This window comes from Pseudomonas sp. LY-1, from assembly GCF_053502595.1.
In genome coordinates, this window is the sequence record NZ_CP094353.1 from 2,128,232 (window position 1) to 2,149,005 (window position 20,774).

General features: G+C 61.3%; 22 protein-coding genes. 11 read left to right on the forward strand and 11 right to left on the reverse strand.

All coding sequences use genetic code 11. The annotated features are described in order from the left end of the window. Positions 1 to 56 precede the first annotated feature (56 nt). A complete protein-coding gene (cysB, locus tag MOQ67_RS09745) occupies positions 57 to 1,031 on the forward strand; it encodes an HTH-type transcriptional regulator CysB (RefSeq protein ID WP_017849520.1) in 975 nt (324 codons plus the stop codon). Positions 1,032 to 1,037: 6 nt separating this feature from the next. Here cysB and MOQ67_RS09750 read toward each other — a convergent pair whose 3' ends face one another. Together MOQ67_RS09750 and MOQ67_RS09755 are read right to left on the reverse strand one after the other, a co-directional pair. Beyond that, positions 1,038 to 1,526, reverse strand: a complete 489-nt coding sequence (locus MOQ67_RS09750) for a GreA/GreB family elongation factor (RefSeq protein WP_046384241.1) — start codon at positions 1,524 to 1,526, stop codon at positions 1,038 to 1,040. A gap of 12 nt (positions 1,527 to 1,538) precedes the next feature. Then, positions 1,539 to 1,907, reverse strand: coding sequence for a hypothetical protein (locus tag MOQ67_RS09755; RefSeq protein ID WP_017849518.1), 369 nt, complete (start codon positions 1,905 to 1,907; stop codon positions 1,539 to 1,541). 132 nt (positions 1,908 to 2,039) lie between these two features. Between MOQ67_RS09755 and earP the strand changes: the two genes are divergently transcribed. Beyond that, positions 2,040 to 3,173: an elongation factor P maturation arginine rhamnosyltransferase EarP gene (gene earP, locus MOQ67_RS09760; RefSeq protein ID WP_198717427.1), complete on the forward strand. Its 1,134-nt coding sequence runs from the start codon at positions 2,040 to 2,042 to the stop codon at positions 3,171 to 3,173. 49 nt (positions 3,174 to 3,222) lie between these two features. After that, entirely contained in the window at positions 3,223 to 3,795 is a 573-nt protein-coding gene (locus tag MOQ67_RS09765) for an elongation factor P (RefSeq protein ID WP_017849516.1), read from the forward strand. A gap of 152 nt (positions 3,796 to 3,947) precedes the next feature. Here the strand turns inward: MOQ67_RS09765 and MOQ67_RS09770 are convergent, their stop codons facing one another. The 3 genes from MOQ67_RS09770 to MOQ67_RS09780 form a co-directional block, all read right to left on the reverse strand. Continuing rightward, entirely contained in the window at positions 3,948 to 4,367 is a 420-nt protein-coding gene (locus MOQ67_RS09770; RefSeq protein ID WP_010211852.1) for an organic hydroperoxide resistance protein, read from the reverse strand. 177 nt (positions 4,368 to 4,544) lie between these two features. Next, positions 4,545 to 4,997, reverse strand: a complete 453-nt coding sequence (locus MOQ67_RS09775) for a MarR family winged helix-turn-helix transcriptional regulator (protein ID WP_026140352.1) — start codon at positions 4,995 to 4,997, stop codon at positions 4,545 to 4,547. An 81-nt stretch (positions 4,998 to 5,078) separates the two neighbouring features. Beyond that, a complete protein-coding gene (locus MOQ67_RS09780; protein ID WP_017849514.1) occupies positions 5,079 to 6,029 on the reverse strand; it encodes a LysR family transcriptional regulator in 951 nt (316 codons plus the stop codon). Between the two features lie 108 nt (positions 6,030 to 6,137). Between MOQ67_RS09780 and MOQ67_RS09785 the strand changes: the two genes are divergently transcribed. Continuing rightward, complete coding sequence (locus MOQ67_RS09785) at positions 6,138 to 6,887, forward strand: sulfite exporter TauE/SafE family protein (protein WP_046385336.1); 750 nt, start codon at positions 6,138 to 6,140, stop codon at positions 6,885 to 6,887. On the opposite strand, the gene MOQ67_RS09790 is transcribed toward MOQ67_RS09785, so the two are convergent. Beyond that, positions 6,877 to 7,758 carry a LysR family transcriptional regulator gene (locus MOQ67_RS09790; RefSeq protein WP_032805034.1) on the reverse strand — a complete coding sequence of 294 codons (882 nt, stop codon included), beginning with the start codon at positions 7,756 to 7,758 and terminating at the stop codon, positions 6,877 to 6,879. The genes MOQ67_RS09785 and MOQ67_RS09790 overlap by 11 nt on opposite strands. A gap of 70 nt (positions 7,759 to 7,828) precedes the next feature. On the opposite strand from MOQ67_RS09790, the gene MOQ67_RS09795 reads away from it, so the two are divergent. Continuing rightward, the gene (locus MOQ67_RS09795) at positions 7,829 to 8,035 is read left to right on the forward strand and encodes a DUF1127 domain-containing protein (protein WP_164887030.1); all 207 of its coding nucleotides are present in this window, start codon (positions 7,829 to 7,831) and stop codon (positions 8,033 to 8,035) included. A gap of 45 nt (positions 8,036 to 8,080) precedes the next feature. Continuing rightward, positions 8,081 to 9,304 (forward strand): winged helix-turn-helix domain-containing protein, encoded by a 1,224-nt coding sequence (locus tag MOQ67_RS09800; RefSeq protein ID WP_198717428.1) that lies wholly within the window; start codon positions 8,081 to 8,083, stop codon positions 9,302 to 9,304. A gap of 31 nt (positions 9,305 to 9,335) precedes the next feature. Here MOQ67_RS09800 and MOQ67_RS09805 read toward each other — a convergent pair whose 3' ends face one another. Continuing rightward, on the reverse strand, positions 9,336 to 10,682 hold the full coding sequence (locus MOQ67_RS09805; RefSeq protein WP_017849509.1) for a class II 3-deoxy-7-phosphoheptulonate synthase: 1,347 nt from the start codon (positions 10,680 to 10,682) through the stop codon (positions 9,336 to 9,338). Between the two features lie 125 nt (positions 10,683 to 10,807). Here MOQ67_RS09805 and MOQ67_RS09810 point away from each other — a divergent pair, with 125 nt between their 5' ends. Next, positions 10,808 to 11,563 carry a spermidine synthase gene (locus tag MOQ67_RS09810; RefSeq protein WP_017849508.1) on the forward strand — a complete coding sequence of 252 codons (756 nt, stop codon included), beginning with the start codon at positions 10,808 to 10,810 and terminating at the stop codon, positions 11,561 to 11,563. A 117-nt stretch (positions 11,564 to 11,680) separates the two neighbouring features. Here the strand turns inward: MOQ67_RS09810 and MOQ67_RS09815 are convergent, their stop codons facing one another. Further along, a complete protein-coding gene (locus MOQ67_RS09815; RefSeq protein ID WP_448675920.1) occupies positions 11,681 to 12,472 on the reverse strand; it encodes a crotonase/enoyl-CoA hydratase family protein in 792 nt (263 codons plus the stop codon). 423 nt (positions 12,473 to 12,895) lie between these two features. Here MOQ67_RS09815 and MOQ67_RS09820 point away from each other — a divergent pair, with 423 nt between their 5' ends. Together MOQ67_RS09820 and MOQ67_RS09825 are read left to right on the forward strand one after the other, a co-directional pair. Then, positions 12,896 to 14,569, forward strand: a complete 1,674-nt coding sequence (locus MOQ67_RS09820; RefSeq protein ID WP_017849506.1) for a DEAD/DEAH box helicase — start codon at positions 12,896 to 12,898, stop codon at positions 14,567 to 14,569. A 367-nt stretch (positions 14,570 to 14,936) separates the two neighbouring features. Then, positions 14,937 to 15,932: a hypothetical protein gene (locus MOQ67_RS09825; protein WP_232925545.1), complete on the forward strand. Its 996-nt coding sequence runs from the start codon at positions 14,937 to 14,939 to the stop codon at positions 15,930 to 15,932. Positions 15,933 to 16,121: 189 nt separating this feature from the next. Here MOQ67_RS09825 and MOQ67_RS09830 read toward each other — a convergent pair whose 3' ends face one another. Continuing rightward, positions 16,122 to 16,889: a DODA-type extradiol aromatic ring-opening family dioxygenase gene (locus MOQ67_RS09830; RefSeq protein ID WP_026140336.1), complete on the reverse strand. Its 768-nt coding sequence runs from the start codon at positions 16,887 to 16,889 to the stop codon at positions 16,122 to 16,124. A 102-nt stretch (positions 16,890 to 16,991) separates the two neighbouring features. On the opposite strand from MOQ67_RS09830, the gene MOQ67_RS09835 reads away from it, so the two are divergent. Then, a complete protein-coding gene (locus tag MOQ67_RS09835; protein WP_198717429.1) occupies positions 16,992 to 17,648 on the forward strand; it encodes a thiopurine S-methyltransferase in 657 nt (218 codons plus the stop codon). A gap of 71 nt (positions 17,649 to 17,719) precedes the next feature. On the opposite strand, the gene htpX is transcribed toward MOQ67_RS09835, so the two are convergent. After that, complete coding sequence (htpX, locus tag MOQ67_RS09840; protein ID WP_017849408.1) at positions 17,720 to 18,607, reverse strand: protease HtpX; 888 nt, start codon at positions 18,605 to 18,607, stop codon at positions 17,720 to 17,722. Positions 18,608 to 18,911: 304 nt separating this feature from the next. After that, positions 18,912 to 20,123 carry a pyridoxal phosphate-dependent aminotransferase gene (locus tag MOQ67_RS09845; protein WP_017849409.1) on the reverse strand — a complete coding sequence of 404 codons (1,212 nt, stop codon included), beginning with the start codon at positions 20,121 to 20,123 and terminating at the stop codon, positions 18,912 to 18,914. Positions 20,124 to 20,325: 202 nt separating this feature from the next. On the opposite strand from MOQ67_RS09845, the gene msrB reads away from it, so the two are divergent. Then, positions 20,326 to 20,718 (forward strand): peptide-methionine (R)-S-oxide reductase MsrB, encoded by a 393-nt coding sequence (msrB, locus tag MOQ67_RS09850; protein ID WP_046384231.1) that lies wholly within the window; start codon positions 20,326 to 20,328, stop codon positions 20,716 to 20,718. Positions 20,719 to 20,774: the final 56 nt, after the last annotated feature.

The following is a 20,774-nucleotide window of genomic DNA, read 5'->3' on the forward strand; positions in this document are numbered from 1 at the left end:
TATAGTTATATACCGTCGCTGATACCCGTGGCGTCTATCTGCTTTGAGGGATACATATGAAGCTTCAACAACTGCGCTACATCTGGGAAGTGGCGCACCACGATCTCAACGTTTCCGCTACCGCTCAAAGCCTGTACACCTCGCAACCGGGTATCAGCAAACAGATCCGCCTGCTCGAAGACGAGCTGGGTGTCGAAGTGTTCGCCCGCAGCGGCAAGCACCTGACACGCGTCACCCCGGCCGGTGAGCGCATCATCACCACCGCCGGCGAGATCCTGCGCAAAGTCGAAAGCATCAAGCAGATCGCCCAGGAATTCTCCAACGAGAAGAAGGGCACCCTGTCGATCGCGACCACCCACACCCAGGCGCGGTATGCGTTGCCGCCGGTGATCCGCGATTTCATCAAGCAATACCCGGATGTGGCCCTGCACATGCATCAGGGGTCACCGATGCAGATCGCTGAAATGGCCGCCGACGGCACCGTCGATTTCGCGATTGCGACTGAGGCGCTGGAGTTGTTCGGCGACCTGGTGATGATGCCGTGCTATCGCTGGAACCGTTGTGTGGTGGTGCCGCAAGGCCACCCGCTGGCCAAGCTGCCGAAGCTGACCCTGGAAGCCCTGGCGGAATACCCGATCGTGACTTATGTGTTCGGCTTTACCGGCCGCTCCAAGCTCGACGAAGCCTTCAGCCACCGCGGCCTCACGCCGAAAGTGGTGTTCACCGCCGCCGACGCCGACGTGATCAAGACTTACGTTCGCCTGGGCCTGGGCGTGGGGATCGTCGCCAAGATGGCGGTCGACACCCAGCTCGATAAAGACCTGGTCGTGCTCGACGCCAGCGAGTTGTTCGAGTCCAGCGTGACCAAGATCGGTTTCCGTCGCGGCACGTTCCTGCGTGGTTTCATGTGCGACTTCATCGAGAAATTCGCCCCGCACCTGACGCGCGAAGTCATGGCCAAGGCGATCCAGTGCCACAACAAGCAGGAACTGGAAGAGTTGTTCGACGGCGTAGAACTGCCCGTCCACTGAGTGGTTTCAGCGGGCCTCGGTCACCGTAAAGTGTTGCCGGGCGCCCGCCACCAGGATTTCCACCTCATCGCCTTCGAACTTGCCCAGCAGGCTGTGGCCCAGGGGCGAGCGCGGGGTGATGACGGTGACCGGTTGCCCCACCACATCGACTTTCAAACCCGCAGCATCCGGCGCCAGGAACAACCATTGCTGGCGACCGTTTTCGTCCTCCAGGCCCACTAGCGCGCCGACTTCTATGCCCCGTTGCTCATCGTATGCACGCAGCTGCAGTTGCAGGTTCTGGCACAGCGCCAGCGACTGCTTGATTTCTTCCACCCGCTTGGCCTGCCCGGCCGCCAGGTAAGACGCTTCCAGGCCGAGGGTGTCGTATTTGTTTTCGGCGATGTTTTCTTCGTGGGTCGCGGTTTCGTAGGCGGTCTGCGCGGCGCGCTGGGCGATGTCGAGGTCGACGCTGAGTTTTTCCAGGATCAACTGGAGGACGGCGTGTTTATTCATGGTTGGGCTTGATCATTCGCAAAATTGCAGGACATTCGCCTTGCTCTTTTCATTGGGCGCGTTCTGGTCCTGTTGCAGCCAGAACTGGCATTTGGGGTTGGACAGGTTGCGCGCATTGTTGCGCGCCTGATCCAGGCTCTGCCGTTGTTCCTGCTTGCGCAGGTTCTCTTGATACTGCTCGAACAGACGGTTCGGCGGTTCCACCGCGACTGGCGCGGGCTTGCCGAGTTGCTCGACGGCCTGGGCGACCGGCGCCAGGCTCTGCGGGAACAGATAGCGCGACGCCAGCCAGGTGGTCAGCGCAATCGCGATAAACCCCAGCCACACGCCCAGGGCGATAGCGAGACAAAGCTTGAACAACGACAGCGGACGGTCAGACATGGCGGCCTCCTGGCAGGCATTTACGGCGTGGCGGCGATTGTCGCACAGCCACCGTGCAGAATAATCGCGATCAAGCCTTCTGCATCGGGGCATTTATGCGGACAATCGAGCCTTTGAGCGTGGGAGCCCGGAATGAAAGCCCGCTGGGATATTTTTTGCAGCGTCGTCGACAACTACGGCGACATTGGCGTGACCTGGCGTCTGGCCCGGCAATTGGTGGTGGAGCACGCCTGTGACGTGCGCTTGTGGGTCGATGACCTGCGGGCCTTCGAACGCATGTGTCCGGAGATTGATGTACGGCTGGAGCAGCAATGGCAAGAGGGCGTCGACGTGCGCCATTGGCCGGCGCAGTGGTCGGCCACGCCATCGGCGGATGTGGTGATCGCCGCGTTTGCCTGCCAGCTGCCGCCTGACTACATGGACGCGATGGCCGCGCGCGAGCACGCGCCGTTGTGGATGAACCTGGACTACCTGAGTGCCGAGGACTGGGTGGTGGGGTGCCATCGTCTGCCGTCGGTGAAGTTCAAGGGGGTGCAGAAGTACTTCTTCTTTCCCGGCTTCCGGCCCGGCACCGGTGGCCTGTTGCGTGAGGCGGGGTTGCTGCAACAGCGTCAGGCGTTTCAGCAGGATGCTGGCGCGCAGAAACATTTCCTGCAAAGCCTGGGCGTATTTCCCGCAACCGGTGCGCGGCTGATGTCGCTGTTTGCCTACGAAAATGCCGCGCTTGCCGGTTGGCTGGACGTGTTGGCGACGGACGGGCGCGCCACTCATCTGCTGGTGCCGGAAGGGCGCATCCTCGGCGATGTGCAGCGCTGGCTCGGCGTGGACCGGCTGGCGGCGGGCGATACTCATCAGCGCGACGCCCTGACCGTGCAGGTGCTGCCGTTCGTGCGCCAGGAGCAATATGACCGCCTGCTGTGGTGTTGCGAGTTCAACGCCGTGCGCGGCGAAGACTCGTTCGTGCGGGCCCAATGGGCCGGGCGCCCGTTGCTGTGGCACATCTATCGCCAGGACGAAGACATCCACCTGGACAAGCTCGACGCCTTTCAGGAGCTGTACACCGCAGCCCTCTCGCCGGCGGCAAAACTCGCGGTGGTAGCGCTTTGGCAGGCCTGGAACACCGAGGGCGATATGGCTCAGCCGTGGAAAATGCTGCTGGAACACTGGCCGGAAGTGGCTGCACACGCCGAAACATGGTGTCTGGAACAGGCCTTGCAGGCGGATCTTGCGACGGCGCTGGTACAGTTTTATGAAAGTTGGATATGATACGCCACCTTGATTTTTGTAAACCCCATCCAAATTTCGGATATACGCAATGAAAACTGGTAAAGAACTGAAACCCGGTATGGTAATCCGTATCGACAACGATCCTTGGTTGGTTCAGAAAGCTGAGTTCACCAAGTCGGGCCGTAACAGCGCGATCATGAAGACCAAGCTGAAAAACCTGCTGACTGGTTACAAGACCGAAACCGTTTACAGCGCTGATGACAAGCTGGACGACGTGATCCTCGACCGTAAAGAAGCGACCCTGTCCTTCATCAGCGGCGACGCTTACACGTTCATGGACACCACCGACTACACCATGTACGAGCTGAACGCTGAAGATATCGAAGCCGTTCTGCCGTTCATCGAAGAAGGCATGACCGACGTCTGCGAAGCTATCTTCTTCGAAGACCGTCTGGTTTCCGTAGAGCTGCCGACCACCATCGTGCGTAAGGTTGCCTACACCGAAGGTTCCGCTCGCGGCGACACTTCGGGCAAAGTCATGAAGCCTGCCAAGCTGGCTAACGGTACCGAACTGCAAGTGGCCGATTTCATCGAAATCGACGACTTGATCGAGATCGACACCCGTGAAGGCGGTTCGTACAAAGGTCGCGCCAAGAAGTAATTCTGGCCCCACCGTGTACGAAAAAAGCCCGACCTTGAGTCGGGCTTTTTTGTGGGCGTTTACCTGTCACTTCAAGTATTGCCTCAGCTCATCCGATGCTTGCCGCAACGCCAGCACGTGGCTGGCGGCGTGTCGTTGGCGAGCCGCGCGGGTTAGACGGTGACGTGCAGACGCACATCGACGTTGCCGCGGGTGGCGTTGGAGTACGGGCAGACTTGGTGGGCAGCGTCGACCAGGCTTTGCGCGTCGTCCTGGGCCAGGCCCGGCAGGCTGATGTGCAGGTCGATATCCAGACCGAAGCCACCCGGGATCTGACCGATGCCGACATGGGCAGTGATCGACGCATCATCCGGAATTTTGCGTTTGGTCTGGCTGGCGACGAATTTCAGTGCGCCGATAAAGCAGGCCGAGTAGCCGGCGGCGAACAGTTGTTCCGGGTTGGTGGCCTGACCGCCGGCACCGCCCAGTTCCTTGGGGGTGGAGAGTTTGACGTCGAGGATGTTGTCGTTGGAAACGGCGCGACCATCACGGCCGCCGGTGGCGGTGGCTACTGCGGTATAGAGCGTTTGCATGGTGTTGCCCTCTTGGTGTTTTGCGCTAAATATTTGCGCGCTAAGTAGTTGGTGAGATGAATGTATAGCGCTAATGTTTAGTGCGCAAGATAAATTTCAGGATTTTTTCGTAAGGGCACCTCAAAACCACCTGTGGGAGGGGATTGCCCCCTCCGCAGGTATGGGGCTTTGGTGTGTTTAGACCGCGCCTTGCAGATTGCCCCGCAACGCAATCAAATCAGCTTGCAGCTTGCGCAGTTGCTCCAGCTCCAGGCCGCTGGCGCCGAGGATGCACTGAGGAATCCCCTTGGCCTTGTCTTGCAAGGCACGGCCAGCGTCGGTCAGTTCCACCACCACCACTCGCTCGTCTTCGCGACTGCGCGTGCGGCTGAGCAGGCCCTCGGCTTCCAGGCGCTTGAGCAGGGGGGTCAGGGAGCCGGGATCGGTCAGCAGGCGGCTGCTGATTTCGCCGACAGTCAAGCCATCCTCTTCCCACAGCACCATCATGGCCAGGTACTGCGGATAGGTCAGGCCAAGGGCTTGCAGCAGCGGCTTGTAGACCTTGGTCATCAGCAATGAAGTGGAGTGCAGGGCGAAGCACAGCTGGTTATCCAGCAACAGGGATTGGCAAGGATCGGGATTTTTGCTCATGGTGCTGCCTCAAAAAAAGCGTATCTGGGCTGGAATCTAGCGGGCAAATCTTTAATGCGCCAGGTAATTCTGTCCGGGGGGTCAGACCAATCCGCTTTGCAGCGCCAGGTCCCAGGGCGGCACTGGGCTGAAGCGCGATTTCAGGTATTCGAGCAACAAGCGGCTACGTGCGTTCGGCTGTTGTTCCAGGCGCAGCGCATAGATGCCGGTGGTTTCCGGGCTGGGCAGGCCGTTTTCGCAAAACAGGGGCAAGAGTTCGCCGCGGACCAGGTATTCACTCGCCAGCCAGGTGGGCAGGTGCGCGATACCCAGGCCGGCCAGGGCGCCGGAGAGCAGGGCTTCGGCGTTGTTGGCGCTCATGCGGATGCGTTGCGGGCGATAGGTGGCGCGACGCCCGTCCAGTTCGAAGCGCCAGGCGAACATCGGCGCCAGGCCATCCCAGTCCAGGCCGTCGTGTTCGCTGAGGTCTCGCGGATGGGTCGGCGTGCCACGGTTTTTCAGGTAGGCCGGGCTGGCACAGGCAATTCGCACGATGCTGGCCAGCGGCGTGGCGATCAGCCGGGTGTCGACGATATGCCCGGCACGCAGCACCAGATCGACCTTGCCCAGGTGCGCGCCCTGCATGTCCACGAAGCTGTCGATCAAATGCAGGTGTACATCCAGCCCCGGGTAGACGTTCAGGAAGTCGGCGATCACCGGCGCCAGATGCCGTCGACCGAACGCCGCCGGTGCGTCCACGCGAATCAAACCTTCCGGCGCATGGCTCAAGGACACTGCTTCCGCCCGCGCCAATTGCAACTCGGTGACGATGCGCCGCGCGCGTTCGGCGAACGCCAGGCCGGCCGGTGTCGGCAGCACCGCGTGGGTGCTGCGCTGGAACAAGCGGCTGCCCACCGAGCTTTCCAGGCTGTCGATACGCCGGGCCACGGCGGAGGGCGTCAGCGGATGGCGACGCGCGGCGGCAGAAAAACTGCCGGTTTCCAGCACATCGAGAAACAGGCTGAGTTGGTCGGTGAGGATATGCGGGTTCATCGGTCGACGCTTATGCGGGATTGGCACAGCCATTGTGCGTTGCTGTGCGTATCCGCGCCAGAGCGGACTGCGTAGCATGCAAGGCTTGGGATTGTGGAGTAATGCGTGGTGTTGGATTTAGCGATGTACTTGGTTATGGGCGCGGCATTGGGCACGGTGGGCGGCCTGTTCGGCATTGGCGGCGGGTTGATTGCCATCCCGGTGCTCGGCGTGCTGTTCGGCCTCGATCAGCAGATCGCCCAAGGCACCGCGCTGGTGATGGTGGTGCCCAACGTGATGCTCGCGCTGTGGCGTTATCACCAGCGTAATCGCATTGAACTGCGCCACGCGCTGCCGCTGGGGGTGATGGGCTTCAGCTTTGCCTGGCTCGGCTCGATCTGGGCCGTGGGCCTGGACGCCGGCGCGATGCGTGTCGGCTTTATCGCATTTCTGCTGGCGCTGTCGGCCTACAACCTGCTGCGCATGTTCACCCGCAATGCGCCGCCGACGGCACAGATGCGCCATGCCTGGCCGTGGCTCGGGGTGTTGGGCGCGGTCTCCGGCTCTATGGGCGGTTTGTTCGGTGTCGGTGGTGCGGTGGTCGCCACGCCGGTGCTGACCAGTGTGTTCGGCACCACCCAGGTGGTGGCCCAAGGCTTGTCCCTGGCCTTGGCGCTGCCCAGCACCGGGGTGACTCTTGTCACTTACGCCTGGCACCACGAAGTGGACTGGATGATCGGCATCCCCCTGGCGGTCGGCGGCCTGCTCAGCATCAGTTGGGGTGTAAAAGTCGCCCACGCTCTGCCGGAGCGCCTGTTGCGCGGTTTGTTCTGCGGTTTTCTGGTGGTGTGCGCCGTGATGCTGATGTTTAAGGTTTGAAGCCGTCGATGATGTACTCCGCCAGGCATTCGGTGATAGGTGACGTCATCAGCGGGTTGCGTAACAAGCGCAGATTCATCGACGGCAAGGGTGGGAAACCCTCGTCACTGCCGAGCACGCGCAGGTCATCCGTCACCAGGCTTTCCATGCTGACCATCACTGCCAGGCCGGCGCTGACCACGGCCTGGATCGCCGCCCCGTTGGTGCTGTTGTAGGCCAGGCGATAATTGCGTCCGACGGTATCCAGTGAGGTGCGCGCCCACTGGGTGTAAAGGCAATCGGCGCCGGACATCGCCAGTGGCAGGGCGTCGTGCTCGTCCACGCAGAAACATGGCGCCGCCGCCCACACCACGCGCTCGGTGCGCAACAGCTCGCCGATATCATTGCCGGGCTCGCGGCTGATCACCGTCAACGCCAGATCCCGCCGTTGCATCAGCACGGTGGATGCCTCGCAGTGCATCTCGATCTGGATCAGCGGGTAGGCCTTGGAAAACTGTTTGAGAATCCCCGGCAGGAAGCGCATCACATAGTCGTCCGGGGTGCCGATGCGTACCAGCCCGACCATATGCGGTTCTCGCAGGGTGTTGAACACCTCGCTGTGCAGTTTCAGGATGCGCCGCGCATACCCCAGCAGCACCTGGCCCTCCGGCGTCAGCCGCACTTGGCGGCCGTCGCGCTCGAACAGTTTGCGCTGCAGCACGTCTTCTTCCAGGCGCTTCATCTGCATGCTGACCGCCGATTGGGTGCGGTTGACCTGCTCGCCGGCGCGGGTAAACCCACCCTGGTCGGCGATGGCGACGAAGGTGCGCAGCACGTCGGTGTCGATGCTTGGGTAGGCGGCCAATTGATCAATTCCTGAGATGTATTTCATAAGAAACATTCGTTGGATTGATCATAGCCGCCGGCACACACTCGCGTCATCCCCAAGGGAGGGCGAGAAGATGAAAGGTCAAACAGGTTGTGCAGGATGGACGAAGCGGCCGCTTTCCGGGCTGTTCCAAGCGATTGCGCGGTGGCAGGTATTGCGGTACGAGCGTCGGTTAGTGGCCACGCTGAGCGATGCGGCGCTCAAGGATATCGGGCTGAGCCGCGCTGACGTGGAGCACGAAGCCCATCGGCATTTCTGGGAAGACCCACTGCGAAAATGACCGAGGATGCAGTAGGGTGGTCGGCACGTTCATACGGAGATGCCCATGCCCGCCGACCTGTCGTTTTCCCTCAAGCAAGCGCGCCGCATGGCACTGGCCGCCCAGGGCTTTTCCGGGCGCCAGGCGCCTGCATTGATCAAGGCCGCACACCTCAACCGCTTGATCGACCGCCTGGGTGTGCTGCAGATCGATTCGGTCAATGCCGTGGTGCGCTCCCATTACCTGCCGTTGTTTTCCCGCCTGGGTCAGTACGCCCCGTCACTGCTTGAGCAGGCGGCCTGGAGCCAGGGCCGACAGCGTTCGTTGTTCGAGTATTGGGGGCATGAGGCCTCGTTGTTGCCGATGGCGCTGTACCCCTTGATGCGCTGGCGCATGGAGCGGGCAAAACAAGGGCAGGGGATCTACGCGCAGATGGCGCGTTTTGGTCGCGAGCAGCAGGCCATCATCCAGCGCGTGTTGAACACTGTCGAACAACAGGGCGCCCTGGGTGCAGGCAGTCTGTCGACCCGCGCCGAGCGCGCCGGCCCGTGGTGGGACTGGAGCGATGAAAAGCACGCGCTGGAATGGCTGTTCGCCGCTGGCCTGGTCACGGTTGCCGGTCGGCGCGGGTTCGAGCGGCTCTACGATTTGCCCGAGCGCGCCATTCCCGGCGACCGGCTGCACCAGGCGCCGTTGAGCGAGGCCGAGGCTCAGCGCGGTTTGCTGCTGCACAGTGCGACTGCGCTGGGTGTGGGCAGCGAAAAAGATCTGCGCGATTACTTCCGCCTGGACCCCGCCGACACTCGCAGCCGTTTGGCCGAGCTGGTCGAAGACGGCCAATTGCTGATGTGCCGCGTGCAGGGCTGGAAGCAGCCGGCCTACTGCCTGCCGGAGCCGAAAGTGCCGCGCAAGGTGCCGGCCAGCGCACTGTTGTCGCCGTTCGATTCGCTGATCTGGGAGCGCAGCCGCACCGAGCGGCTATTCGATTTCCGTTATCGGTTGGAGATTTACACGCCGCAGGACAAGCGGGTGTACGGCTACTACGTGCTGCCGTTTCTGCACAACGAGCGGATCGCCGCGCGCGTCGACCTGCGTGCCGAACGCGCCCACGGCCGCCTGGCCGTGCATGCGGTGCATGAAGAAACGCCGGGGCTGGACGAGGAGGGGATGCGCGCGCTGGCGCTGAACTTGCGGCAAATGGCCGATTGGCTGGGGCTCGAACAGGTGCAGCTCAATTGCCCACGGCCGAGTGCCGACCGATTAAGGGCGGCGATGCTCACATCACGGTAGGCCCGAGCTTGCTCGCGCCTACCGAATGGTGTCACCGTTTTACTTGCTTCAACGTCTCGGCGATCAGGAACGCCAGCTCCAGCGACTGATCGGCATTCATCCGTGGGTCGCAGTGGGTGTGGTAGCGGTCCGACAAGCCATCTTCGGTGATCGGCCGCGCGCCGCCGATGCATTCGGTGACGTTCTGCCCGGTCATCTCGATATGAATCCCGCCGGCATAGGTGCCTTCGGCCTCGTGTACCTGGAAGAATTCCTTCACCTCGCCGAGGATCTGCGCAAAGTCGCGGGTCTTGTAGCCGCTGCTGGCCTTGATGGTGTTGCCGTGCATCGGGTCGGAGCTCCACAGCACCTGTTTGCCCTCACGCTGCACGGCGCGAAGCAGCGCCGGCAGGTGGTCGCCGACCTTGTTGGCGCCCATGCGCGCGATCAGGTTCAAGCGGCCGGGGTCGTTGTCCGGGTTGAGGATGTCGATCAGGCGGATCAGGTCATCCGGGTTCATGCTCGGGCCGACCTTGACCCCGATCGGGTTGTGTACCCCGCGCAGGAACTCGACGTGGGCGCCGTCCAACTGACGGGTGCGATCGCCGATCCACAGCATGTGGGCCGAGCAGTCGTAGTAGTCGTTGGTCAGGCTGTCGCGGCGCACGAAGGCTTGTTCGTAGTTGAGCAGCAGCGCTTCGTGGGCGGTGAAGAAGCTGGTTTCGCGCAGTTGCGGCGAGCTGTCCATGCCGCAGGCGCGCATGAAGGCCAGGGTTTCGTCGATACGGTTCGCCAACTGGCTGTACTTCTCGGCCAGTGCGGAGTTGGCGATGAAGTCCAGGTTCCACTTGTGTACCTGGTGCAGGTCGGCAAACCCGCCCTGGGCGAACGCGCGCAGCAGGTTAAGGGTGGCGGTGGACTGGTGGTAGGACTGCAGCAGGCGGTCGGGGTCCGGCACGCGGCTTTTTTCGTCGAAGCCGATGCCGTTGACGATATCGCCACGGTAGGCCGGCAAGGTGACGCCATCGATGGTTTCATCGTTGGACGAGCGCGGCTTGGCGAACTGGCCGGCCATGCGCCCGACTTTCACCACCGGGCAGCCGGCGGCGAAGGTCATCACGATAGCCATCTGCAGCAGCACCTTGAAGGTGTCGCGGATTTTTGCGGCGGAGAACTCGGCAAAACTCTCGGCGCAGTCGCCGCCTTGCAGCAGGAAGGCGCGACCCTGGGTCACCTCGGCAAACTGGCGGCGCAACTCGCGGGCCTCCCCGGCAAATACCAGCGGCGGGTAGCTGGCCAGGCTCTGCTCCACCTGTAACAGGTGTGCAGCGTCCGGGTACTGGGGTTGTTGCTGGATCGGCAGGGCGCGCCAGCTGTCGGGGCTCCAGGGTTGGCTCATCGTGGACTCGATAGGGTGATTGACGGTCGGGCGCCAATGTTATCAGCAATTAGTGCGTGACCTGTTGCCGCCGGTTGGCCGACAATCGCGCCTTTGCCCTGGGGTGAACCCGTTAGGAGTTGTAGATGAGCGAGGAGCGTGTCGAGCGCCTGCTGGCCGAGGTCCATGATGACTTCGGCATGATCCGCGTGCTCGAAGTGGCCGATTACCGTTTTCTCGAGTTTGGCGACGCCATCGAGCAAAGCTGCGTGTTCACCGCCGACCCGAGCTGGCTGGAGTACGACTACACCCGTGCGATGCTGATCGGTGCGTTGTGCCACGAGCAGCCGGAAAGCGCGTTGTTCCTCGGCCTGGGCGCCGGCACGCTGACCCAGGCGTGCCTCAAGTTCCTGCCGCTGGAGGATGTCGAAGCCATCGAGCTGCGCCCCGAAGTGCCGCGCCTGGCCATTGAGTTCCTGGGGCTGGACGACGATCCGCGCCTGTACATCCGCATTGGCGATGCTCTGGAATTGCTCGAGACCGCCGAAACGGCCGACCTGATCTTCGTCGACCTGTACACCGATGTCGGCCCCGGCGTCGGGCACCTGGCCTGGACCTTCCTGGAAAACTGCCAGAAGAAGCTCAACCCCGGCGGCTGGCTGGTGATCAACCAGTGGGCCACCGACGACGGCAAGCCGTTGGGTGCGGCCCTGCTGCGCGGGTTGTATCACCGGCATTATTGGGAGCTGCCGGTGAAGGAGGGCAATGTGATCCTGCTGGTGCCTTCGGAGTTGGATCAGGCGCTGGACGCTGCGGCGCTGTCGGCCCGCGCCGAAGCGCTGGCACCGCGATTGGGCTATTCGTTGCAGCCATTGATCAAGGCGATTCGGCCGGCAACCTAGTTGTCTGAACGGGCGTCATCGCGAGCAAGCCCATTCCCACATTTGACCGAGCACATCCTGAAGGAATGCGGTCGATATGGGCGCGGGCTTGCTCGCGATGACTGCGGCACGGCCAACTCAAATTCCCCTGAATACCCCCGGGCGCTTCTCGAGCATGGCGCGCACGCCTTCCTTGGCGTCTTCGCTGTTGAACAATTGCGCGACCAGCGGCGGTAACGCCGCGGCCGCGACAGCTTCGCCCTCCAAGCGCGCCAGGCGGGCCGACATCAACGTGGCTTGCACGCCGAGGGGCGCCTGGCGCGCGATGCGGCTGGCCAGTTCGATGGCGCGCGGCAGCAGGTCTTCGCTGGCCATCACTTCCTGCACCAACCCCAGGCGCAGGGCTTCATGGGCATCGAACTCATCGCCGGTGAGCAGCCAGCGCATGGCGTTGCCCCAGCCTGCTATTTGATGAAAGCGCAACGTCGCACCGCCAAATGGAAAGCTCCCACGTTGTACTTCCATCTGCGCGAAGCGAGTGTTGCTCGCGCAGAGATTGATATCCGCCGCCAGCATCAGCTCGATGCCAAGGGTCAGGCAGTAGCCCTGAGCGGCGACGATCACCGGTTTGCCGACCCGAGGGCCGGCGAACACGCCCCAGGGATCGCAGCCCCCCGGTGGCGGTTGCCAGCCTCCGGCCATCACTGCGCTGACGTTGGCCAGGTCCAGCCCGGCGGTGAAGTGGTCGCCGTGGGCGAACACCACGGCCACCCGCGCATCGTCGTTTCGATCAAATTCGCCATAGGCCAGGCTCAGTGCGTTGAGCAGATCCAGGTCAAAGGCATTGCGCTTGGCGACCCGATCCAGGCCCAACAACAGGACATGACCCAGGAGTTCACGGCTGACGAGGCTGCTGCTGGCTTGATTCATCGGGTGTGTCCTCGGGCGCAGTAAGGGGTTTCGGACCAAAGGGGCCGAGTGTGCGGGTGAACCGTTTAAGCGTTTCAGCCAACAGGGCCGGGCACTTGAAAAATAGACCCTGGAGCCCATCTGCGCAAAGGCGGTGACGCAGTGCGGTTTATCGGTGCTTTGCGATAAAAAAAGCTCCCTTTTTCAGCTATTTCCGGTATAGTGCGCGCCGGCCTTTAACCGGGCCGCGTTTAGGTAGCGCAATTCCCCGAAGTCAGCTTCGGCTGCACGTCCGCACAGCGGACTCTTCCTTGACGAATCTTTTTCATTCATTCGTTTTCGCAAATCCCCGCCGACAAAGCAGCCAGGGCGACTCTTGAGTCTCAACACGGCATGCGCAGCTTTGGAGCATGGGTCTTTGCGGATGCACTTAGAGGCAGACCCATGACCCAGGAAACCGGCGGCTTCGCCGCTTTTAATCTTAACCCGAACATTCTTGCTGCCGTCATTGCGACTGGCTACGAAGAACCTTCGGCGATTCAGCAGCAATCGATCCCGATCATCATGGCCGGCCACGACATGATTGGCCAGGCGCAAACCGGTACCGGTAAAACCGCCGCGTTCGCCCTGCCTATCCTGCACTGCATCGATCCTGCCAAGCGCGAACCGCAAGCCCTGATCCTGGCGCCAACTCGTGAGTTGGCGCTGCAAGTAGCAACCGCTTTTGAAACCTACGCCAAGCAAATGCCAGGCGTAACCGTTGTGGCCGTCTACGGCGGCGCGCCGATGGGCCCGCAACTCAAGGCTATCCGTAATGGCGCACAGATCGTTGTCGCCACTCCGGGTCGTCTGTGCGACCACCTGCGTCGTGACGAGAAAGTCCTGTCGACCGTGAACCACCTGGTTCTGGACGAAGCTGACGAAATGTTGAAGCTGGGCTTCATGGATGACCTGGAAGTCATCTTCAAGGCACTGCCACCGACCCGTCAGACCGTGCTGTTCTCGGCCACCCTGCCGCAGTCGATCCGTGCCATTGCCGAACGCCACCTGCGCGATCCGCAACACGTGAAGATCCAGACCAAGACTCAGACCGTTACCGCGATCGAACAGGCTCACCTGTTGGTTCACGCTGACCAGAAGACCTCGGCTGTATTGAGCCTGCTGGAAGTCGAAGACTTCGACGCGCTGATCATGTTCGTGCGTACCAAGCAAGCGACCCTGGACCTGGCCAGTGCCCTCGAAGCCAAAGGCTACAAAGCCGCTGCGCTGAACGGTGACATCGCCCAGAACCAACGTGAGCGCGTGATCGACTCCCTCAAGGATGGCCGTCTGGACATCGTTGTAGCGACCGACGTAGCTGCTCGTGGCCTCGACGTTCCACGTATCACCCACGTGTTCAACGTTGACATGCCTTACGATCCAGAGTCCTACGTTCACCGTATCGGCCGTACCGGCCGTGCGGGTCGCGAAGGTCGCGCACTGCTGCTGGTGACGCCGCGTGAGCGCCGCATGCTGCAAGTGATCGAGCGTGTGACCGGGCAGAAGGTTGCCGAAGTCCGCCTGCCGGATGCCCAGGCCGTTCTCGATGCACGCATCAAGAAACTGACCAACAGCCTGTCGCCACTGGTGGCTGACGCTGAATCGACCCACGGCGACCTGCTGGACCGCCTGACCGCCGATATCGGTTGCACCCCGCGTGCCCTGGCTGCAGCCCTGCTGCGCAAAGCCACCAACGCTCAGGCCTTGACCCTGGCAGCCATCGAGAAAGAACGCCCACTGGTACCGAACAACGCGCCACGCGGTGATCGTCCAGAGCGTTCCGGCGACCGTCCTGAGCGTGGTGATCGTGAGCGTCGCGCTCCGGTGCCATTGGCTGAAGGTCGTGCTCGCTGCCGTACCGCGCTGGGCGCGCGTGACGGTATCGCGGCCAAGAACCTGCTGGGCGCTATCCTCAACGAGGGTGGCCTGGCACGTGAAGCCATTGGTCGCATCCAGGTCCGTGACAGCTTCTCCCTGGTGGAGCTGCCGGAAGACGGTCTGGAAAAACTGCTGACCAAGCTGAAAGACACACGCGTTGCCGGTAAGCAGCTCAAGCTGCGTCGCTACCGCGAAGATTGATCCGCCCCTGGGCTGATTGATCGCACCTAAAAAAATCCCCGACTGGTTCGGGGATTTTTTTTGCCCGGCAATTGGCGCGGATCGTCGTGGGGTGGTCGGCCATAACGGTCAGCTACTGATCTTATTGGGCTTAGGAAAAGTCTGAGTTTCTGAGCGGCCTTTCTGGCAGCCGGCTTTGCGTAAAGTTTTTACTATCAAGTGACGGGGGCGGATAAACCTGAGTTGCATCGCTCAAGGGTAAAAAACGCTCTCAATCTGCTCTCGTCAGTTGTTCAAGTTGGAAAGGTTCGCTTGTGACCGTGTCGAGGGATAGGCGCCGGGCTTGACGGCTATTGATTGATTTTTCCAGAAAGGAGCTGTGGCTGTTATGCGTATTAATAATTCACAGTTGTTTCCACAAACAATGCCTGAGCCTGCGACTTATCCTCCCAGCCAACCGCCTGTTAATCAGGCGGGAGAGCCAACACGCGAGCACGGTTTACCGTGGACCGAGCGCGCACTCGCTTCGGATGCCGCGGCTGCTCGTTCAAGAAGAAATACGCGATCCATGCCTGTAGCGTCTGCGACCACGACGTCAACGCTTAATAAAGTCAGCGATCCGAAACTGGAAATCAAGAAGGTAGCCACATCGCCCAATGGGTTGTATGGCTTGAGTTACTCGCTGTCCGCGCCTGGCGCTGGGTTGAGTAACATTACGTTTCCAATGAGTATCGACGAAGGCCTTCAACGAAAAGGAAGCAAGGACGCAGGGATTTATTATGCGATGCAGTTTGGCGTCAATGATGCGCAAGGTCGGCCTCTTGGCCGTGGCTATATTGGGATGCAGCCGCGCGGGGATGGCAAGGCGCTGATTGTGTTTTCTGGAAACGGTGAGCATTTCAAAGCGCCACAAGGCCGCCCCGAGTTTGATGGGGGAAAGGGCGCCAGTAACAGCACATTGGTAGATTTTAAATTTGGGAATAAATATAACCTCACGGTAGAACGAGATCCTGAGGATGCCCATAAGTTAAGGGGGTTTATTCAGGATGTTACCGATTCCGACATGCCGGGCCCCAAGCAGCATGTCAAAGATATTTATGTCGATCAGAAGTTTGCCTTGGCTGGCAGAGACAGAGGCTTCGTCGAACATTACGGCGCGAAAATAGACCGAAGTTCGCAGATCGCGCCTACTCGCGGTAGTTTCTCCGCCCCCTTTACTACAGACGATAAGGGCAATGTCAGGGTGGGTGAAATCAAGAGTGACGGGCTCTATGGCCGGTACAAGAACTCGATGGTGGGACTGCAGCGGGTGATCAGCGAAGCGGGTAAAGGTAAGGAAATACAATTCTCTTTTCAGGGCGCAGGTTATGCGAAGAAAGCCTGAAGGCGCTGTTGATAGAGCCTGAGTAAGCGTTTCAACGCTACGCCTGTTGGAGTTGCGCCCCTTGAAAATGTTGGCGATGCAAAAAACCGGAAGGCCCACGCAGGTGAGGATTTCCGGGTTTTCTTCTTGGGCCGCGCTCGCTTTGTGAGCGGCCCTCAATCTGGGTTTGCCCGCGCATCGGGATGTGCGTCAGCCGAAGCGGTAGATGTCCATGCCCAGCGCGCCCATGGTGAAGCCTTGGTGTGCCACGCTGAAGTCGCCGCCGGCACCCCGCGCAAAGTAGAGCGGCAGTAAATGTTCATCGCTGGGATGGCTGCGCACGGCGTTGGGCGCCTGGCGGCGATAATCGTGCAGCGCGGCTTCGTCGTTGGCGGCAAGCTTGTCCACCATCCAGTCACGAAACGCCCGCGCCCACGGCTCGATGCTTTCGGACCCGGCGTGCCAATCCAGTTCACCGAGGTTGTGGGTGATGCTGCCGGAGCCGATCAGCAACACGCCTTGTTCGCGCAGGCTGGCGAGGGCGTGTCCGACCCGGGTCTGCAGGGCAGGGCCCATACGGCTGGGCAAGGACACCTGCACCACCGGGATATCCGCGGCCGGGTACATCAGCGACAGCGGCACCCAGGCGCCGTGGTCGAAGGGACGGCGCTCATCGATGCGCGCATTCAAGCCATCGGCGTGCAGCAACTCGACAATCTCGCGCGCCAATTGCGGGTCGCCCGGCGCCGGGTATTGCACGGCAAACAACTCGGCCGGAAAGCCGCCGAAGTCATGCCAGGTTTCCGGTGCGGCGTTGCCGCTGACCAGCAATTCCTGGCTTTCCCAGTGCGCCGACACCACCACAATCGCCTTCGGCCGTGGCAGTTCAGCCGCCAGGCGCTGCAGGGCCGGGCCGCTGGCGCCGGGTTGCAGGGCGAGCATGGGCGAACCATGGGAGATAAACAGAGTGGGGAGCATTAGAAGGGCCCTCAGGGTTAACATGCCCCATCTTCAACCAGATCAATGATCTAAATCTAATATAAGTTTTAGCGCCTTTTGATCGAATTTTTAGGGTGATGTATGGATTCTCAGTTTTGGCGGGAGCGCTGGGCGCGTAATCAGATCGGTTTTCACTTGCGCGAGGTCAACCCGTATCTGCAACGGCACTGGCCGCAGTTGACGGTCGCGCAGGGGGCAAAGGTGCTGGTGCCCTTGTGTGGCAAAAGCCTGGATCTGGTGTGGCTGGCCAGTCAAGGCTGTCGCGTGCTCGGGGTAGAGCTGTCGGAGCAGGCGGTTGAGGCATTCTTCAGTGAGCAGGGGCTGATACCGCGTATCAGCCAACGCGGCGTGTTCAAGGTGTACCAGGCGGATGTGATCGAAGTGTGGTGCGGTGATTTCTTCGCGCTGGACGCGCAGGCGCTGCTCGATTGCACGGCGCTTTATGATCGCGCGGCGTTGATCGCCTTGCCGCCGCTGATGCGGGCGCGCTACACCGAGCACCTCAATACGCTTCTGGGGCCGGGTTGCAAGGGGTTGCTGATTACCCTCGACTACGACCAGACGCAAAAGGCCGGCCCACCGTTTGCGGTGACCGATGATGAGGTGAAGGCGCTGCTGGGGGCGCACTGGGCCCTCGAAGTGCTTGAGGAGCAGGACGTTTTGGGTGAGAGCTGGAAGTTCGTTCAGGACGGCGTAACCCGGCTGGAAGAGCGAGTCTACCGACTCACGAAGCGCTGAGTCCTGGGCGGGCAAGGCGCCCACAAAAAAGGGGCGATCAGATCGCCCCTTTCCGTGTCGCCGCCAAGCGGTCAGCCGCGACGACGCAGTGCGTCAATCCGCTCTTCCAGCGGTGGGTGGCTCATGAACATGCGCGCCAGGCCCTGCTTGATGCCGCCGTTGATGCCAAAGGCGGTCAGGCTGTCCGGCATATGCACCGGCAGGCCCTGTTCGGAGCGCAGGTGCTGCAAGGCTGCAATCATCGCCCCGGTGCCGGCCAGGCGGGCACCGGCTTCGTCCGCGCGAAATTCCCGTTTGCGCGAGAACCACATCACGATCGCGCTGGCCAGGAAGCCCAGCACCAGTTCAGCGAAGATGGTTGCCACGTAGTAGGCAATGCCGCGGCCTTCTTCGTTCTTGAAGATTACCTTGTCGACGAAGTTGCCGATGATCCGCGCGAAGAACATCACGAAGGTGTTCACCACGCCCTGGACCAGCGCCAGGGTGACCATGTCACCGTTCGCCACGTGGCCGATCTCGTGGGCCAGCACCGCCTTGACTTCATCGTAGGAGAAGCGCTCCAGCATGCCCTGGCTCACCGCAACGAGCGCGTCGTTCTTGTTCCAGCCGGTGGCAAAGGCGTTGGCTTCATAGGCCGGGAAGATCCCGACCTCCGGCATCTTGATACCGGCCTCGCGGGACAACTGTTCGACGGTCTGCAGCAACCATTGCTCATGCCGGGTGCGTGGCTGAGTGATGACCTGGGTACTGGTGCTCATCTTCGCCATCCACTTGGAGATGAACAGCGAGAACAGCGAGCCGGCAAAACCAAAGACCGCACAGAAGATCAGCAGCTGATTGAGGTTCAGATCAACCCCGTTGGCCGCCATGAACCCGTTGAAGCCGAAAAGGCTCAGGGTGATGCTGGCAATCAGCACGACCGCCAGGTTGGTGGCCAAGAACAGCAGGATGCGCATCATGGTTGTAGAGTTCTCCTCATGCTAAATATGTCGCGTACTGCGGGGTATATAAGGTGCGACATGGGGTGATTCAACCGAGCGACTATTTCAAACTGTGTCCTACAGCCTGAATGTAGAGTCTTGAAGGGAATTTCCCACCTGTATTGCCCCGCTTGATCAGCCTCCTGTTGCCTCGCGGCCCTTTGATTATAAGGGGCACGCGCTGGGAGAGGGGCAAACGCAGTGCGGAGCGGGGCAATGGGCAGAGAAGTGTTGCCAGATACTCGCTGTACGACCAGATCCCGGTCGTACAGCGTCATAGTCGTTACTGGCGATAGGACTTGAGGAAGTTGCCGATGCGACCGATGGCCATGTCCAGGTCATCCACACGCGGCAAGGTCACCACGCGGAAGTGATCCGGCCACGGCCAGTTGAACGCGGTGCCTTGCACCACCAGGAGCTTTTCCGACAGCAGCAGGTCGAGCACGAACTTCTCGTCGTTGAGGATCGGGCAGACTTTCGGGTCGATGCGTGGGAAGGCGTACAGCGCACCCATCGGCTTCACGCAACTGACGCCGGGAATGTCGTTGAGCAATTCCCAGGTGCGGTTGCGTTGCTCCAGCAGGCGGCCCTGAGGCAGCAGCAGATCGTTGATGCTCTGGTAACCGCCCAGCGCAGTCTGGATCGCGTGCTGGCTCGGTACGTTGGCACACAGGCGCATATTGGCCAGCATGTCGATGCCTTCAATGTAGCTCTGGGCGTTGTGCTTGGGCCCGGAGATGGCGACCCAGCCGGAGCGGAAACCCGCCACGCGATAGGACTTGGACAAGCCGTTGAAGGTCAGGCAGAGCAGGTCCGGCGCGAGGGAGGCGGTGCAGATGTGGACGGCATCGTCGTAGAGGATCTTGTCGTAGATCTCGTCGGAGAACACCACCAGGTTGTGCTGGCGCGCCAGCTCGAGCATGCCCAGCAGCACTTCCCGCGAGTACACGGCACCGGTCGGGTTGTTCGGGTTGATGATGACCAGCGCCTTGGTGTTCGGGGTGATCTTGGCCTTGATATCGGCCAGGTCCGGGAACCAGTCGGCGCCTTCGTCGCACAGGTAGTGTACCGGGCGGCCACCGGCCAGGGTCACCGCGGCGGTCCACAGCGGGTAGTCCGGCGCCGGCACCAGCACTTCGTCGCTATTGTTGAGCAAGGCCTGCATCGACATCACGATCAGTTCGGACACGCCGTTGCCCAGGTAGATGTCCTCGATGCCGACACCTTCGACCTGCTTCTGCTGGTAATACTGCATCACCGCCTTGCGCGCACTGAACAGGCCTTTGGAATCGCTGTAGCCCTGGGCGGTGGGCAGGTTGCGGATCACGTCCTGGAGGATTTCGTCCGGCGCTTCGAAACCAAAGGGCGCCGGGTTGCCAATGTTCAGCTTGAGGATGCGATGGCCTTCCTCTTCCAGGCGCTTGGCGTGCTTGAGCACCGGGCCGCGAATGTCGTAGCAGACGTTGGCGAGCTTGTTCGATTTGCTGACCTGCATGGCGATGTGATCCTGAAAATGAACGATCCAGACGGTGCGAAGCCTACCGTGCTGAGAATCCTGCGTTGGTCGCACCCATAAATACGTTTGAATGCCGCTAACGCGGGTGCCAGACTGCCGGGTTGAAGAGGCGCAATCATACGTGCCGCCTGATCCCTGGAAAAGACACAGATCAGGGTTTTTCAGTTGCCGAGGTGTACTGATGGAAAAGCTGCAGAAAACCATTGAAGAATGGAAAGCGATGCTCGATCCGGAGCAATACAACGTGTGCCGCCTGAAGGGCACCGAACGGCCGTTTTCCGGCAAGTACAATGCCACCAAGACCGACGGCGTGTATCACTGCATCTGCTGCAATGAGCCGCTGTTCGACTCTACCACCAAGTTCGATTCCGGCTGCGGCTGGCCCAGCTTCTACGCACCGATCGCCGACAGCGCGATGATCGAGATCCGCGATGTCAGCCACGGCATGATCCGCACCGAAGTCACCTGCGCCAAGTGCGACGCGCACCTGGGGCATGTGTTCCCGGATGGCCCGCCTCCGACCGGCCTGCGCTATTGCATCAACTCGGTGTGCCTGGACCTCGTGCCGCGCTGAGCCTGAGTCGCCCCTGCGTCTTGCGCGGGGGCGATGTATACCGGGCTATCAGTTTG